This window comes from Arthrobacter sp. RIT-PI-e (assembly GCF_001187915.1).
GTDB lineage: Bacteria > Actinomycetota > Actinomycetes > Actinomycetales > Micrococcaceae > Arthrobacter_D.
The window spans coordinates 1-12,028 of record NZ_LGIU01000052.1; the positions used below are offsets into that span (position 1 = coordinate 1).

General features: G+C 70.7%; 13 protein-coding genes and 1 pseudogene. 5 read left to right on the plus strand and 9 right to left on the minus strand.

The window, feature by feature from the left end; translation table 11 throughout:
- Together AC792_RS07255 and AC792_RS07260 are read left to right on the plus strand one after the other, a co-directional pair.
- Positions 1–795: alanine dehydrogenase (locus tag AC792_RS07255; RefSeq protein WP_049829895.1), on the plus strand; the 795-nt coding region annotated here is incomplete at its 5' end.
- 204 nt (positions 796–999) lie between these two features.
- On the plus strand, positions 1,000–1,557 hold the full coding sequence (locus tag AC792_RS07260; RefSeq protein ID WP_049829896.1) for an NADPH-dependent FMN reductase: 558 nt from the start codon (positions 1,000–1,002) through the stop codon (positions 1,555–1,557).
- 45 nt (positions 1,558–1,602) lie between these two features.
- On the opposite strand, the gene AC792_RS07265 is transcribed toward AC792_RS07260, so the two are convergent.
- Entirely contained in the window at positions 1,603–2,592 is a 990-nt protein-coding gene (locus tag AC792_RS07265) for a lantibiotic dehydratase C-terminal domain-containing protein (protein ID WP_049829897.1), read from the minus strand.
- Positions 2,593–2,672: 80 nt separating this feature from the next.
- Positions 2,673–2,810 carry a hypothetical protein gene (locus tag AC792_RS17275; protein ID WP_160317622.1) on the minus strand — a complete coding sequence of 46 codons (138 nt, stop codon included), beginning with the start codon at positions 2,808–2,810 and terminating at the stop codon, positions 2,673–2,675.
- A 362-nt stretch (positions 2,811–3,172) separates the two neighbouring features.
- Here AC792_RS17275 and AC792_RS07270 point away from each other — a divergent pair, with 362 nt between their 5' ends.
- The 3 genes from AC792_RS07270 (at position 3,173) to AC792_RS07280 (ending at position 6,089) form a co-directional block, all read left to right on the plus strand.
- A complete protein-coding gene (locus AC792_RS07270; RefSeq protein ID WP_049829898.1) occupies positions 3,173–4,141 on the plus strand; it encodes a helix-turn-helix domain-containing protein in 969 nt (322 codons plus the stop codon).
- Positions 4,142–4,203: 62 nt separating this feature from the next.
- A complete protein-coding gene (locus AC792_RS07275; protein WP_049829899.1) occupies positions 4,204–5,499 on the plus strand; it encodes an aminotransferase-like domain-containing protein in 1,296 nt (431 codons plus the stop codon).
- 65 nt (positions 5,500–5,564) lie between these two features.
- A complete protein-coding gene (locus tag AC792_RS07280; protein ID WP_235436446.1) occupies positions 5,565–6,089 on the plus strand; it encodes a hypothetical protein in 525 nt (174 codons plus the stop codon).
- 58 nt (positions 6,090–6,147) lie between these two features.
- On the opposite strand, the gene AC792_RS07285 is transcribed toward AC792_RS07280, so the two are convergent.
- From AC792_RS07285 to AC792_RS17725, 7 genes and pseudogenes are all read right to left on the minus strand, one after another.
- Positions 6,148–6,477, minus strand: a complete 330-nt coding sequence (locus tag AC792_RS07285; RefSeq protein WP_049829901.1) for a DUF4190 domain-containing protein — start codon at positions 6,475–6,477, stop codon at positions 6,148–6,150.
- Between the two features lie 101 nt (positions 6,478–6,578).
- Complete coding sequence (locus AC792_RS07290) at positions 6,579–6,788, minus strand: hypothetical protein (protein WP_049829902.1); 210 nt, start codon at positions 6,786–6,788, stop codon at positions 6,579–6,581.
- A gap of 9 nt (positions 6,789–6,797) precedes the next feature.
- Positions 6,798–8,324, minus strand: a complete 1,527-nt coding sequence (locus AC792_RS07295; protein WP_049829903.1) for a dihydrolipoamide acetyltransferase family protein — start codon at positions 8,322–8,324, stop codon at positions 6,798–6,800.
- Between the two features lie 9 nt (positions 8,325–8,333).
- Positions 8,334–9,308, minus strand: coding sequence for an alpha-ketoacid dehydrogenase subunit beta (locus tag AC792_RS07300; protein ID WP_049829904.1), 975 nt, complete (start codon positions 9,306–9,308; stop codon positions 8,334–8,336).
- Positions 9,308–10,522, minus strand: coding sequence for a pyruvate dehydrogenase (acetyl-transferring) E1 component subunit alpha (gene pdhA / locus AC792_RS07305; protein WP_082177553.1), 1,215 nt, complete (start codon positions 10,520–10,522; stop codon positions 9,308–9,310). The genes AC792_RS07300 and pdhA overlap by 1 nt, the downstream gene beginning before the upstream one ends.
- Before the next feature lie 121 nt (positions 10,523–10,643).
- Complete coding sequence (locus AC792_RS07310) at positions 10,644–11,819, minus strand: histidinol-phosphate transaminase (protein WP_442853605.1); 1,176 nt, start codon at positions 11,817–11,819, stop codon at positions 10,644–10,646.
- Positions 11,816–12,028 (minus strand): annotated as a pseudogene (locus AC792_RS17725) (hypothetical protein); the annotation flags it as partial. The gene AC792_RS07310 and the pseudogene AC792_RS17725, both read right to left, overlap by 4 nt.

A 12,028-nucleotide genomic window follows, 5' to 3' on the forward strand; every position in this document is an offset into this window, starting at 1 on the left:
CTGCTCGAGGCCGGCGTGACGGCGATCGCCTACGAGACTGTGCAGGAGGGGCGTGTACTTCCCCTGCTCGCACCGATGTCCGAGGTCGCCGGGCGCTTGTCCGTGCAGGTGGGCGCCCAGGTCATGACCGCGCCCGCGGGTGGTCCCGGGCTCCTGCTGGGCGGGGTGCCCGGGGTGCGCCCCGCCAAGGGGGTGGTGCTCGGGGCCGGGGTCGCGGGTACCAACGCGACGGCGATGGCCGTGGGGACCGGGGCGGAGGTCACCATCCTCGACATCGACATCTCCCGGCTGCGCGAGCTGGACGCCCTGTACGCGGGGCGGGTGAAGACCATCGCCTCGAACGCGCTGGAGATCGAGACGTCGGTGCTCGAGGCGGATCTCGTCATCGGCTCCGTGCTCATCCCCGGCGCACGGGCACCGAAGCTGGTCACGAACGCGCTCGTGGCCCGGATGAAGCCCGGGAGCGTGCTCGTGGACATCGCTGTGGACCAGGGCGGCTGCTTCGAGGACTCCCACGTGACCACGCACGAGGAGCCCACCTTCCGCGTCCACGGCTCCCTGTTCTACTGCGTGGGCAACATGCCCGGCGCCGTACCCTCCACCTCCACCTACGCCCTCACCAACGTGACGCTCCGGTACGCCGTCGCCCTGGCGGACAAGGGTGTGCGCGGCGCGTTCGACGCCGACCCCGCCCTCGCGCGCGGTCTGAACGTGGCGTCCGGCCGGGTGACGCACCGCTCCGTGTCCGAGGCGCACGGACTCGACCTGGCGCACGACTGGGCGGCGCTGGTCTGAGCGGCGCTCATCTGAGGGGCGCTGGATCGGGCGGCACCGGGGACGGCGCTGGACCGGACGGCACTGGTCCGGCCGTCGTGGGATGCCCTTGGTGCGGGACAGCGACGCCGGCACCGCCGGACACGATCCGCTCCTTGCGGGGAGGGCGCTAGACTCCGAGTGCCCGCTCCGTACCGGGCTCGGACCACGACGCCGGGAGGCCGATTGACCACCACGATCCTCGTCCTCGTCGGCAGCCTCCGCGAGGGGTCCATCAACGCACAGCTGGCCGAGGTGGTGCTCGAGAACACCCCGGACGGCGTCCGGGGCATCATCTTCGACGCCCTGGCGCAGCTCCCGTTCTACAACGAGGACATCGACGACGACGCCGTCCGGCCGCCGTCCGTCGATGGACTCCGCGCCGCCGCCTCGGGGGCGGAGGCGATCCTCCTCGTCTCACCCGAGTACAACGGCAGCATGCCCGCCGTCCTGAAGAACGCCGTCGACTGGTTGTCGCGACCCTTCGGGTCGGCGGTGGTCTCGGGCCTGCCCGCCGCCGTGGTCGGCGCAGCCTTCGGTCAGGGCGGCGGGGTGTGGGCCCACGATGAGGCCCGCCGCTGTCTCGGCGTGGCCGGCGCCGAGGTCCTCGAGGACGCCCGGCTGTCCATCGGCGCCTCCGTCACGCGCTTCGCCTCCCTGCACCCCCGGGACGACGCCGAGGGGGTGGCGGCCGTCCGGGGGATCCTGGCAGCGCTGGTCGCCGCCGTGCCCGTCCTGGCCTGAGCCCGGCCGGTCACCCCCGGCGTCGGCCACGGTGGACCGGCATCCTCACACGGGGCGGCGGACCGGTTCCCGGAGGGTGGTGGGAGCGAGCTCCTCCGGCGGCTCCCAGGATCGTGCGTACAGTCCCAGGGCGGCCTCCTCGCGCGCCACGAAACCCAGGCGGCTGAGCGCCGCGTGCGCCTGGTACACCGTGAGGTGCTGCGCGGTCCGGCTGACCCGAACCTTCGCGGCGCGGTACAGGTAGCTGTCCACCGCGCGGTACCACCGCCGTCGCCAGGTGTGCACGGCCGTCTCCGCGGCGGTGGCCGTCATGAGCGAGTGGAAGCCCGTGGTCTTGGTGGCCACCTGGGCGGTCATCGCGTCCCGCACACCGGCCGCCCGGGGCCCCACTTCCGCGGTGGAGGTCCGCAGATGGGTGTCCCAGTAGCCGTCCCAGGACGGGGAGCGCCGCTCCTGCCAGCCCCCGGAGCGCGGGCCGCGCATCATGCTGTCGGCCGCATCGAACAGCATCAGCGCCCCGAGCGCCGAGCGGCTCTGCATGCGCGGGAAGCGGTGGTTCGCCCAGAGGGCCAGCTCCGAGCTGAGTTCGAAGACCTCCTCCGCGAGGTCGAGTCCCCTGATGCCGCCGTACGTGACCAGATCCGCCTCGAGCTGCGGACCGGCCATCTCCTGGCCGCCGGAGTAGTAGGTGCTGCTCGCGGGAGCGGTGATCTGCTGCCGGGACTCCAGCAGCGGGAACCGGGACGGGGATCGCCCCCGGATCTCACGCAGGAGGCTCTGCAGCCGCTCCAGCACGCGGGGGTGCACGTGGACACTGAGTGTGACCTGGTGGACGACGCCGGTGGAGACATCCTGCGAGCGCTGGAAGTACCAGCGCTTGGCCCCGAGTTTCCGTGCGTGCGCCACCAGCGGGGTGACCAGGTCCTCGACGATGCCGTCCGCTATGTCGAAACCACCCGTCGAGAGGGAGAGATGCCACCACCGGGTGCTGACTGCCGTTCGTGAGGCGGTTCGAACGGCTGCCACCTGGCTCATGCATCTTTCCTTCGAGAGGTTCTGATCACCCGCGCCGGGGCGGGCTCCTGGTGGGGTCCGGATCGCGCTCCGGGTCCGTTCTACCCCGGGACGACCGGACTGCCGGCCTGGGGCTGACTCTTCGGCCAGTCCCAGCTCCCGGTGCCGGCGGACTGCACGGAGGGGATCACCGCTCCGAGGAGGACGAGGAATGTCGCGGTTGCGCCGAGTACCTTCATGACCGTCCTTTCCGTCCCCGCCGGTGGGGTGGGGCTGCGTCCCACCGCGATCCTGCGGTGACACCGTCGGGAAGCGGTGGGCGTCCCGGATCGGCTCCATCAGGATGACGGGCGCGGGTGAGGGGTGTCCAGCACTCCACCTGGCCGGATGTGGACATGGCGCGAACCGGACTCCGGCGGATCGACGCACCCCCCGGAGTGTCGTGCTCCTGCGCCTCCGACTCGCGGTGTCGTGCGGCCGAGGGCGCCCCGCGACCTCCCCGGTTGCCGCTGACGGGTTGGTGTCATCAACCGGACATGTCATGCTTTGCAGCGAAGCTCGACGCCGTTGATCAGCCGAGAGGCTGGGACAAGGACCTCCCATGCTGGATCCCACATCGGTCGAGGTGTACCGGTACGCTGTGGCGCCCCCGGGCTGGACCCGCCCCCAGGCCTCGGAGGCGCTCGGTCTCACCCTGCGGCGCATCGACGAGGCCATCGAGGAACTGGCCGCGCGTCGGCTCCTCAGCGCGCAGTCCGGTGCCGGGGACGGGCTGGTGGCGGTCTCCCCCGACGTCGCCCTCGCCGACCTCGTGGACGCCGACGAGCGCGCCCTGCAGGAGCTCAAGACCCGCATCAGCGGGCAGCGGCGTGAACTCTCGACCCTGCTCCCCGCCTTCCTCTCCGCCCGCCGGAACGTCCTCGCCAGCACCTCGACGGAGGTCCTGGAGGACCCCCACCTCATCCACCGGGTCCTCATCGACTACGGCCGGGACGTGGCGGACAAGGTGTACATCGCCCAACCCGGTCAGGGATCCACCGCCGACGTCCACGAGGAGAGCATCCGCAAGGACCTCGACCTCCTCGGGAGCGGCGTGCGCCGTCGCACGCTCTACGACACCGGCACCCGGGACCACGTACCCACCCGTAAGGCCGTGGAGGCCATCATGCCCGCCGGGGGTGAGTTCGGCGTGCTGCCGTTCATCCCCCTGCGCATCATGATCTTCGACGAGAAGCTGGCGCTGGTGGGGCGGCAGCTCACCCGCGAGGATAAGGCGGCCCTCGTGATCCGCGACCACGGCCTGATCTCCGTGTTCACGCAGCTCTTCGAGGTGGCCTGGGAGCTCAGTGAGCCCTTCCTGGCCCCTGCGCCGAGCGGTTCGCCCCTGACCGGCCTGCAGCAGTCCATCCTCCAGGGCCTGGCGAACGGGCTCTCGGACGAGTCGATCGCCCGGCGCCTGGACATCAACGTGCGGACCTGCCGGCGGCACATCGCCTTCATGCTCGAGACCCTCCGGGCGGACAGCCGCTTCCAGGCCGCCCTGAAGGCCCGGGACGCCGGCTGGGTGTGACCGTGGGTCCGTCGCGGGCCGGCTCCGTTGCCCGGCGTTGGGCCCGGGCCTAGACTCCGGGCATGATGTCCTCCCGCGAGCCCGCTCCCGCCGTCCTGCCCCCGGAGACCGAGGCCGCACTCGAGCGTGCCGGGGACTCCGCGAGCCGCCACGAGGCGCTCTTCTCCGCGCGGGCGGCCAACATCAAGCAGTCCGCGGTGCGTGACGTCTTCGACATCTCGGTCCGGCCGGGGCTCGTCTCCCTGGCCGGTGGCAGCCCCTACCTGAAGTCGCTGCCGCTCGAGGACCTCGGCCGGACGGCGCAGCGCATCCTCGCCGAGCGCGGGCTCGAGGCGCTGCAGTACGGCGGAGGCCAGGGCATGGACGAGCTCCGTGCGCTGGTCTGCGAGGTGATGGCGGCCGAGGGGATCACCGGCGCCGAGCCGGAGGACGTGGTGATCACCACGGGCTCGCAGTCCGCGCAGGACGTCGCCGCGAAGGTGTTCTGCGATCCCGGCGACGTGGTGCTCTGCGAGGACCCCACCTACGTGGGGGCGCTCAACACCTTCGAGGCGTACCAGGTGGACGTGGTCCCGGTGGCCATGGACGACGCCGGGCTGATCCCCGAGGAACTCGAGCGCACCCTCGGCGAGCTCGAGGCGGCGGGGCGCACCGTCAAGCTGCTCTACACGATCCCCAGCTTCAACAACCCGAGCGGCATCACCCTGACCGCGGACCGCCGGCAGCGCGTGGTGGAGATCTGCCGTGCCCACGGCATCCTGGTCCTCGAGGACAACCCGTACGGCATGCTCCGGTTCGACGGCGAACCGCTGCAGCCGCTGCGGGCCGGGAACCCCGACGACGTCATCTACCTCGGCTCGTTCTCCAAGATCTTCGCCCCGGGCGTGCGCCTCGGCTGGGCGCTGGTGCCCCGGCACCTGTACCGGAGGTTCTACCTGGCGTGCGAGGCGGTGGTGCTGTGCCCGTCGCCGCTCACGCAGCTGCTCGTGATCTCCTACCTCACGGAGTACGACTGGCGCGGGCACCTCGAGCGGATGCGCGGCCTCTACCGGGAGCGACGCGACGCCATGCTCCGGAGCCTCGCCGCGGAGTTCCCCGACGGCGTGGGGTGGACCGAGCCCGACGGCGGGTTCTTCGTGTGGGTCACCCTGCCCGAGGGCATCGACACGTACCCCCTGCTGCGCAGGGCCATCGACGCCGGTGTGGTGTTCATCCCCGGGGCGGCCTTCACACCGTCGGACGATCCCTCCAGCAAGCTGCGTCTGGCCTTCAGCGCCGTGTCACCGGAGGAGATCGAGGAGGGGATCCGGCGTCTGGCCCCGATCCTCCGGGCGGCGATCTCCGAGCTCGGGACCTGAGCACGATGGCGGGTCCGGGCGCCTACGAAGCCATTGTCCGGTCGCGAATGACGGAGAATCACCTCATGACGAACAGGGTGGATGGCGGTGCGCTCGTGGTCCGCGTGGGCGGGACGATCCGGATCGAGCTCCTCCGGCTGCTGCGTGATACGGGTATCGGGCTGAACACCCACGCGGAGACGCTGCTCGCCCACCCCGCGTTCGACGACCCGGGGCACCGGACCCTCCGGATCGTGAGGCGGACCGTGGGGCAGCTCGGCATGGGGAACGGCGGCGTCCAGCCCGAGGTCTTCGCGACCGCGAGGAGACAGGGCCTGGAACTGTGCCCCCTGGTGACCGGCCCCTACCTCCGCCTGGCACTGATGGACCAGGCGGACGCACCGGATTCGGTCCTGTCCGCGGGTCGTGCGCCGGCCGGCGCCCTCCACATCGCCTCCGAACCCGTCAGCGAGGACGTGGAGTACCCGAAGGGGTTCTACCTCCGCGTCGTGGACGGCCGGCACTGGCTGAGGGGCTACCGCTGCGATGACACGTACGTGCTGACTCCCGAGCAGGAGTTCGCGTTCCACTCACCGGAGGACGACGGATGAGGTCTGAGGCTTCGAGCCGACACTGATCGGCGTACCGCCGGCGGGAACCGACGCAGGGCTACACGTCGCAGGTGTAGGTGATGCCGTTCCGCTCGTGGACACCGTTGCCGAGCTCCGCGCACGTCTGCACCACGGTGGTGATGCCGACGACGAAGAGAGCGATGAGGCCGATCGTGAGGATGGCCCCGATGATGATCCCTGCCAGCGCGAGGTTGTTCTTCATCCCCGCCTTCCTGGACTGGACGAAGGCGATGATGCTGAGGATCAGACCTATCAGGCTCAGCGGACCCAGGATGGAGAGGACCAGCCCCGCGACCCCGAGGGACTTACCCGGATTCACGCGTTCCCGGTCGATGCCCTGCGCGAAGTCGCGATGATCCTGCGTCATGCCATGTCCCCCGTGTTCGGCCGATTTCCCTCGGCAGAGCCTAGTTCATGCCGCGCGTCGCACCGACACCGTCCCCCGCCCGGCGCGGCGGGTCAGTGACCTCAGCGCTGCCCGCGCCGCTGACGGAAGGTGACGGCGAGGGAGATCAGGGCAGCCACGATCACGAGGACGGAGAGTCGCCCCACGGTCCCCAGCTCCGGGACCAGGAGCTGCAGCAGGCTCGACGCCACGAAGCCGAGCACCACCACGAGCAGGAGCCTGCTCAGCGGGTACCGCGCTCGGGGACGTCCGCCGGGATCGTGCTCGGTCATGGGCACACCCTAGTCCAGGAGCAGCGCCGGTTCCTCCAGGATGGAGGCGACGTCGGCCATGAAGCGTGCGCTCAGATCCCCGTCCACCACCCGGTGGTCGAAGGACCCACCCAGGGTGGTGATCCAGCGGGGGATGACCTCGCCGTCGAGCACCCACGGCTTCTGCTTGATGGTGCCGAACGCCACGATCGCCACCTCACCCGGGTTGATGATGGGCGTACCCGTGTCGATGCCGAGCGCACCGATGTTGGTGACCGTCAGCGTGCCGCCCTGCATCTGCGCCGGCTGCGTCTTCCCCGCGCGCGCCGTGGTGGCGAGCTCGTTGATCGCGAGCGCGAGTTCCTTCAACGAGAGGTTCTGCGCCTCCTTAATGTTCGGGACCATCAGGCCCCGGGGGGTCGCCGCGGCGATGCCGAGATTCATGAAGTGCTTCACGTGGATCTCGTCCTCCGCCCAGGTGGCGTTGACGGACGGGTTGCGTGCCGCCGCCCAGATCACGGCCTTGGCGAGGATCAGCAGGGGTGACACCTTGATCCCCTCGAAGTCGCGGGACGCCTTGAGCCGCTTCACGAACTCCATGGTGCGCGAGGCGTCCACGTCCACGAAGATGCTGACGTGCGGTGCCGTGAAGGCGCTCTGCACCATGGCACGCGCGGTGGCCTTGCGGACGCCCTTGACGGGGATGCGCTCCACCCGTCCCCCGCCCAGGCGGGTGGGATCCTTCCAGAAGGAGTCAGCGCCGTCCTTCTCGGCGTCGCGCTGCGCCTGGTAGCTGAGGAGGTCCTGCTTCGTGACCTCCCCGGTGGACCCGGTGGCGGGCACGTCCGCGAGGTCGATCCCGAGGTCACGCGCGGCCTTGCGGACGGGCGGCTTGGCCAGGACGCGGTTGATGAGCTGGTTGATCGGGTCCAGCAGCGAGGCTCCGGGTTTCTGCACCTGGTCGCTGCGGACCGCGGTCGGTGCAAGGTCGGCCTGGGCCGGCGGAGCATCGATCGTCGCAGGAGGGGTCGACGGCCTACCCACCGGAGAGCCTGCCTGCTGCTCCGATGTCCTCGGCGACGGACCCTGGGCCTTCCGCGGGCGGCGCTTCACCGCGTCCGCCTTGGGCCCGGTCCCCACGAGGGGGCCCGGCGTCGGTTCAGGCTCCGGTGCCGGCTCGGCGGAACCGCCCGCAGGTGTCGCCACCTCACCCGGCATGTCCGGTACCGGTACGGCGCCGTCGGCCTCGTCGGCGGGCAGCTCCGGGCCGGGCGCGCCGTCCGAGGAGTCTCCTGGGGTTTCGGGTGAGCCGGACACGGCGTCCTCCACCGAGATGATGGGCGTTCCCACCTCGATGGTCACCCCCTCGGCGACGAGCAGCTCGGCCACCGTGCCGGCGAACGGTGACGGGAGCTCGACGATCGACTTAGCCGTCTCGATCTCGCAGATGACGTCGTTGACGGCCACGGTGGCCCCGGCTGCGACTTTCCACTGCACGATCTCGGCCTCGGTCAGGCCCTCTCCGACGTCGGGGAGTTCGAAGGTATTGAGTGTCATGGCGGCCCTTCAGTACGCGAAGGCACGGTCGAGTGCCTCGAGGATGCGATCGATGTCCGGGAGGTAGTGCTCCTCCACCCGTGCCACGGGGTAGGGCATGTGGAAACCACCCACACGGAGCACCGGTGCTTCGAGGGAGAGGAAGGCGCGCTCGGAGATCCGGGCGGCGAGCTCCCCGCCGATCCCACCGAACGTCGGGGCCTCGTGGGCCACCACGAGGCGGCCCGTCCGGGCGACCGACTCCGTGACGGTGTCGAAGTCGATCGGGGAGATGGAGCGCAGGTCGATCACCTCGATGCTGCGGCCGTCCTCCTCGGCCGCCGCCGCGGCGGCCAGGGCCACGGGGACGAGCGGACCGTAGGCCACCACCGTGGCGTCGGTGCCGCGACGCAGCACCTGGGCGGAGAACGGGTCGACGGCGGGCGCCGAGGTGTCCACCTCACCCTTGAGCCAGTAGCGCCGCTTCGGTTCGAAGACGATCACCGGGTCCTCGCAGGTAATGGCCTGCTGGATCATCCAGTAGGCGTCCTGGGCGTTGGACGGCGTGATGATACGCAGTCCCGCGGTGTGGGCGAAGAGCGCCTCGGGCGATTCCGGGTGGTGCTCCCCGCTGCCGATGCCACCGCCGTAGGGGATCCGGATGACCACGGGCGCACTCAGCATGCCGTCGCTGCGGGTACGGAGCTTCGCGAGCTGGGTGGGGATCTGGTTGAGCCCCGGGAACACGAAGCCGTCGAACTGGATCTCGCAGACGGGCCGGTAGCCGCGCAGCGCGAGCCCGATCGCGGTGCCGATGATCCCGGACTCGGCGAGCGGGGTGTCAACCACCCGCAGTGCACCGAACTCCTTCTTGAGCCCGTCGGTCACCCGGTAGACGCCGCCGAGGTCACCGATGTCCTCCCCCATCAGCAGGGTTCTGGGGTCCTGCGCCAGGGCGGCACGCAGACCCTCGTTGATGGCCTTGGCAATGGTCATCGTGGCCATCAGTCGCGCGTCCCTTCATCGGCGAAGCCTGCCTCGTAGTCCCGGAAGAGCTGCAGCTCCTCCTGGACCAGCGGATGCGGCTCGGCGTAGACCATGGCGAACCTGTCCGCGAGGTCGGGGCCGGTCATGGCGAGCACACCGGCGCGGAGATCGGCCGCCAGGGTCCTGGCCTCCTGGGTCAGTCCCTCGAAGAACGTCTCGTCGGCGAGGCCCTGCGAGCGCAGGTGCGTCTCGAGCCGGAGCAGGGGGTCCCTGGGCCGCCACTCCTGCTCGTCCTGCGTCAGGCGGTACTTGGTGGGGTCGTCCGCCGTGGTGTGTGCGCTCATCCGGTAGGTGTACGCCTCGATCAGGACCGGCCCCCTCCCCGAGCGCGCGTGCTCCAGCGCCCACCGGGTCACGGCCTCCACCGCGAGGACGTCGTTGCCGTCCACCCGCACCCCCGGGAAGCCGTAGCCCTCCGCGCGCCTGGCCAGCGGCACCCTCGTCTGCACGGTGGAGGGCACCGAGATGGCCCACTGGTTGTTCTGGCAGAAGAACACCACGGGTGCGTCGAAGGACGCCGCGAACACCATGGACTCGTGGACGTCGCCCTCGGAACTGGCGCCGTCCCCGAAGTAGGCGATCGTGGCCGCGGGCGGCAGTGCCGGGTCCGACAGCTGGTCCCGCTGCATGCCCATGGCGTACCCGACGGCGTGCAGCGACTGGGCGGCGAGCACGAGGGTGTAGAGGTGGAAGTTCTTCTCCCGCGGGTCCCAGCCGCCGTTGGTCACTCCCCGGAACAGGCGGAGTATCTCGGTGAGCTCGACCCCCCGGGTGAGGGCGACGCCGTGTTCACGGTAGGTGGGGAAGGCGTAGTCCTGCTGCTCGAGGGCTCGGCCCGAACCGATCTGCGCTCCCTCCTGCCCCGTCAGCGGGACCCAGAGGGCCAGCTGACCCTGCCGCTGGAGCGCGGTGGACTCCTGGTCGAAGCGCCGGAGGAGGAACATGTCGCGGTAGAGCGAGCGCAGGTGTGCGGGATCGGTGGAGGAGAGATAAGGGGAGAAGTCGACGACGCTCCCGGCCACCTCCGCGCTCAGGTTCGCGGAGAGGACGCCGTCCGGTGCGAGGACCTGCAGCATCTCCGGTTCCGGCACCAGACCGGCCTCGGCGATCTGCGCTGACCGCACCATGTCCTCGGCCTCGAACTCCGCTGTCGGCAGTCGGCTGCCACTCATCCTTCGCTCCTTACCCGGCGCTCTCCATGCCCCGCAAGGCATGTATGTCGCAAGTCATACACCGGAGAACATATGTTCCGGTGGCGTACTGACCAAGCGTAGTCAGCACAGGCCCGTCGGCCTATTCAGTCCTCTTCCCGAGCGGGGGAGGAACCGGGGTGTACTCTCTGCACAGCCCCAGGAAGCGGGTGTTCGCCGCTTCCTCGCCGATGGAGACGCGGACCCCCTCACCGGCGAACGCACGCACGGCCAGGCCCTGCTCGCCCGCCCGCGCCGCGAACTCCTGGGTGGCCTCGCCGAGCGCGAGCCACACGAAGTTCCCCTCCGCCTCGGGGATGTCCCACCCGGAGGCCCGAAGGCCCTCCACCACGCGGTTCCTCTCGTCCACGATGCCCTGCACCCGTCCACGCACCTCGGGCAGATGACGCAGCGAGGTCACAGCAGCATGCTCGGCGACCTGCGAGACGGCGAACGGTACGGCGCTGACCCGCAGATGCCGGGTCAGGTGGTCCTGGGACACCGAGTACCCCACCCGGAGACCTGCCAGACCGTGGGCCTTGGAGAACGTCCGGAGCACGATCACGTTCGGGTGGTCGCGATAGAGCTCGATGCCGTCCACGGCGTCGGGGCGGCGGACGAACTCCTGGTAGGCCTCGTCGATCACCACCACCACGTCCTCGGGGACCGCCGCGAGGAAGCCGACCACCTCGCCGCGGGTGAGGACCGGCCCGGTGGGGTTGTTCGGTGTGCACAGCAGGACCACCCGGGTGCGCTCCGTGACGGCCGCCGCCATGGCGGCGAGATCGTGCGTGCCGTCCGCGCGGAGCGGCACCTGCACCCCCAGTGCACCGGCCAGGCCCACGCTGATCGGGTAGGCCTCGAAGGAGCGCCACGCGTAGACCACCTCGTCCGGGGCCGCGAAGTCGTTCTGCCCGGCGAAGGTGGCCAGGATCTGGTTGAGCGCACCCAGACTCCCGCCCCCGGTGACGATGTCCGTGGCAGGGACACCCAGCGCGCCCGCGAGCTCCGTCCGCAGTGCCGTGGTGAGCGGGTCCGGGTACCGGTTGATCGCGGTCTCGGCGGCGATGGCGTCCAGGACCGCGGGCAGCGGGGGCAACGGATTCTCGTTGGAGGAGAGTTTGAAGCTCTCTAGTCCCTCGACCGCCACGGGGGGCTTGCCCGCCGCATAGCGTGGGAGCCTGCCGAGCACACCGCGGGGCCGGACACCATGGCCCCGCCCCTCCTCCCCGGGCTCTCCGCCGGGGCGATCCACAGGGGCATCATCGATCGACGTCATGGCCATAGCCTAGACCCGCGCCGGAGCGGATCCGGTCCGGGCGCCGCCCCGCGCACCGGTACCGCTCCGGGCGTGCGGAGGGTGGTGAAGGATGAGCGGCGGGCCCTACCGGTCACCCCGGCCGCCGCGAGGAGGGCCGCGGCCGCGGCGAGGGACGGCGCTGCGCTCGCGTCGACCAGCCGGGCCCCCTCCTCGTAGTTCTCCAGCTT

What these genes read in the sequence shown, in the direction of transcription:
- AC792_RS07265 (WP_049829897.1), bottom strand. Translation starts at nt 2,592, where the DNA reads ATGAGCCAGGTGGCAGCCGTTCGAACCGCCTCACGAACGGCAGTCAGC.
- AC792_RS17275 (WP_160317622.1), bottom strand. Translation starts at nt 2,810, where the DNA reads ATGAAGGTACTCGGCGCAACCGCGACATTCCTCGTCCTCCTCGGAGCG.
- AC792_RS07270 (WP_049829898.1), top strand. Translation starts at nt 3,173, where the DNA reads ATGCTGGATCCCACATCGGTCGAGGTGTACCGGTACGCTGTGGCGCCC.
- AC792_RS07275 (WP_049829899.1), top strand. Translation starts at nt 4,204, where the DNA reads ATGATGTCCTCCCGCGAGCCCGCTCCCGCCGTCCTGCCCCCGGAGACC.
- AC792_RS07280 (WP_235436446.1), top strand. Translation starts at nt 5,565, where the DNA reads ATGACGAACAGGGTGGATGGCGGTGCGCTCGTGGTCCGCGTGGGCGGG.
- AC792_RS07285 (WP_049829901.1), bottom strand. Translation starts at nt 6,477, where the DNA reads ATGACGCAGGATCATCGCGACTTCGCGCAGGGCATCGACCGGGAACGC.
- AC792_RS07290 (WP_049829902.1), bottom strand. Translation starts at nt 6,788, where the DNA reads ATGACCGAGCACGATCCCGGCGGACGTCCCCGAGCGCGGTACCCGCTG.
- AC792_RS07295 (WP_049829903.1), bottom strand. Translation starts at nt 8,324, where the DNA reads ATGACACTCAATACCTTCGAACTCCCCGACGTCGGAGAGGGCCTGACC.
- AC792_RS07300 (WP_049829904.1), bottom strand. Translation starts at nt 9,308, where the DNA reads ATGGCCACGATGACCATTGCCAAGGCCATCAACGAGGGTCTGCGTGCC.
- pdhA (WP_082177553.1), bottom strand. Translation starts at nt 10,522, where the DNA reads ATGAGTGGCAGCCGACTGCCGACAGCGGAGTTCGAGGCCGAGGACATG.
- AC792_RS07310 (WP_442853605.1), bottom strand. Translation starts at nt 11,819, where the DNA reads ATGACGTCGATCGATGATGCCCCTGTGGATCGCCCCGGCGGAGAGCCC.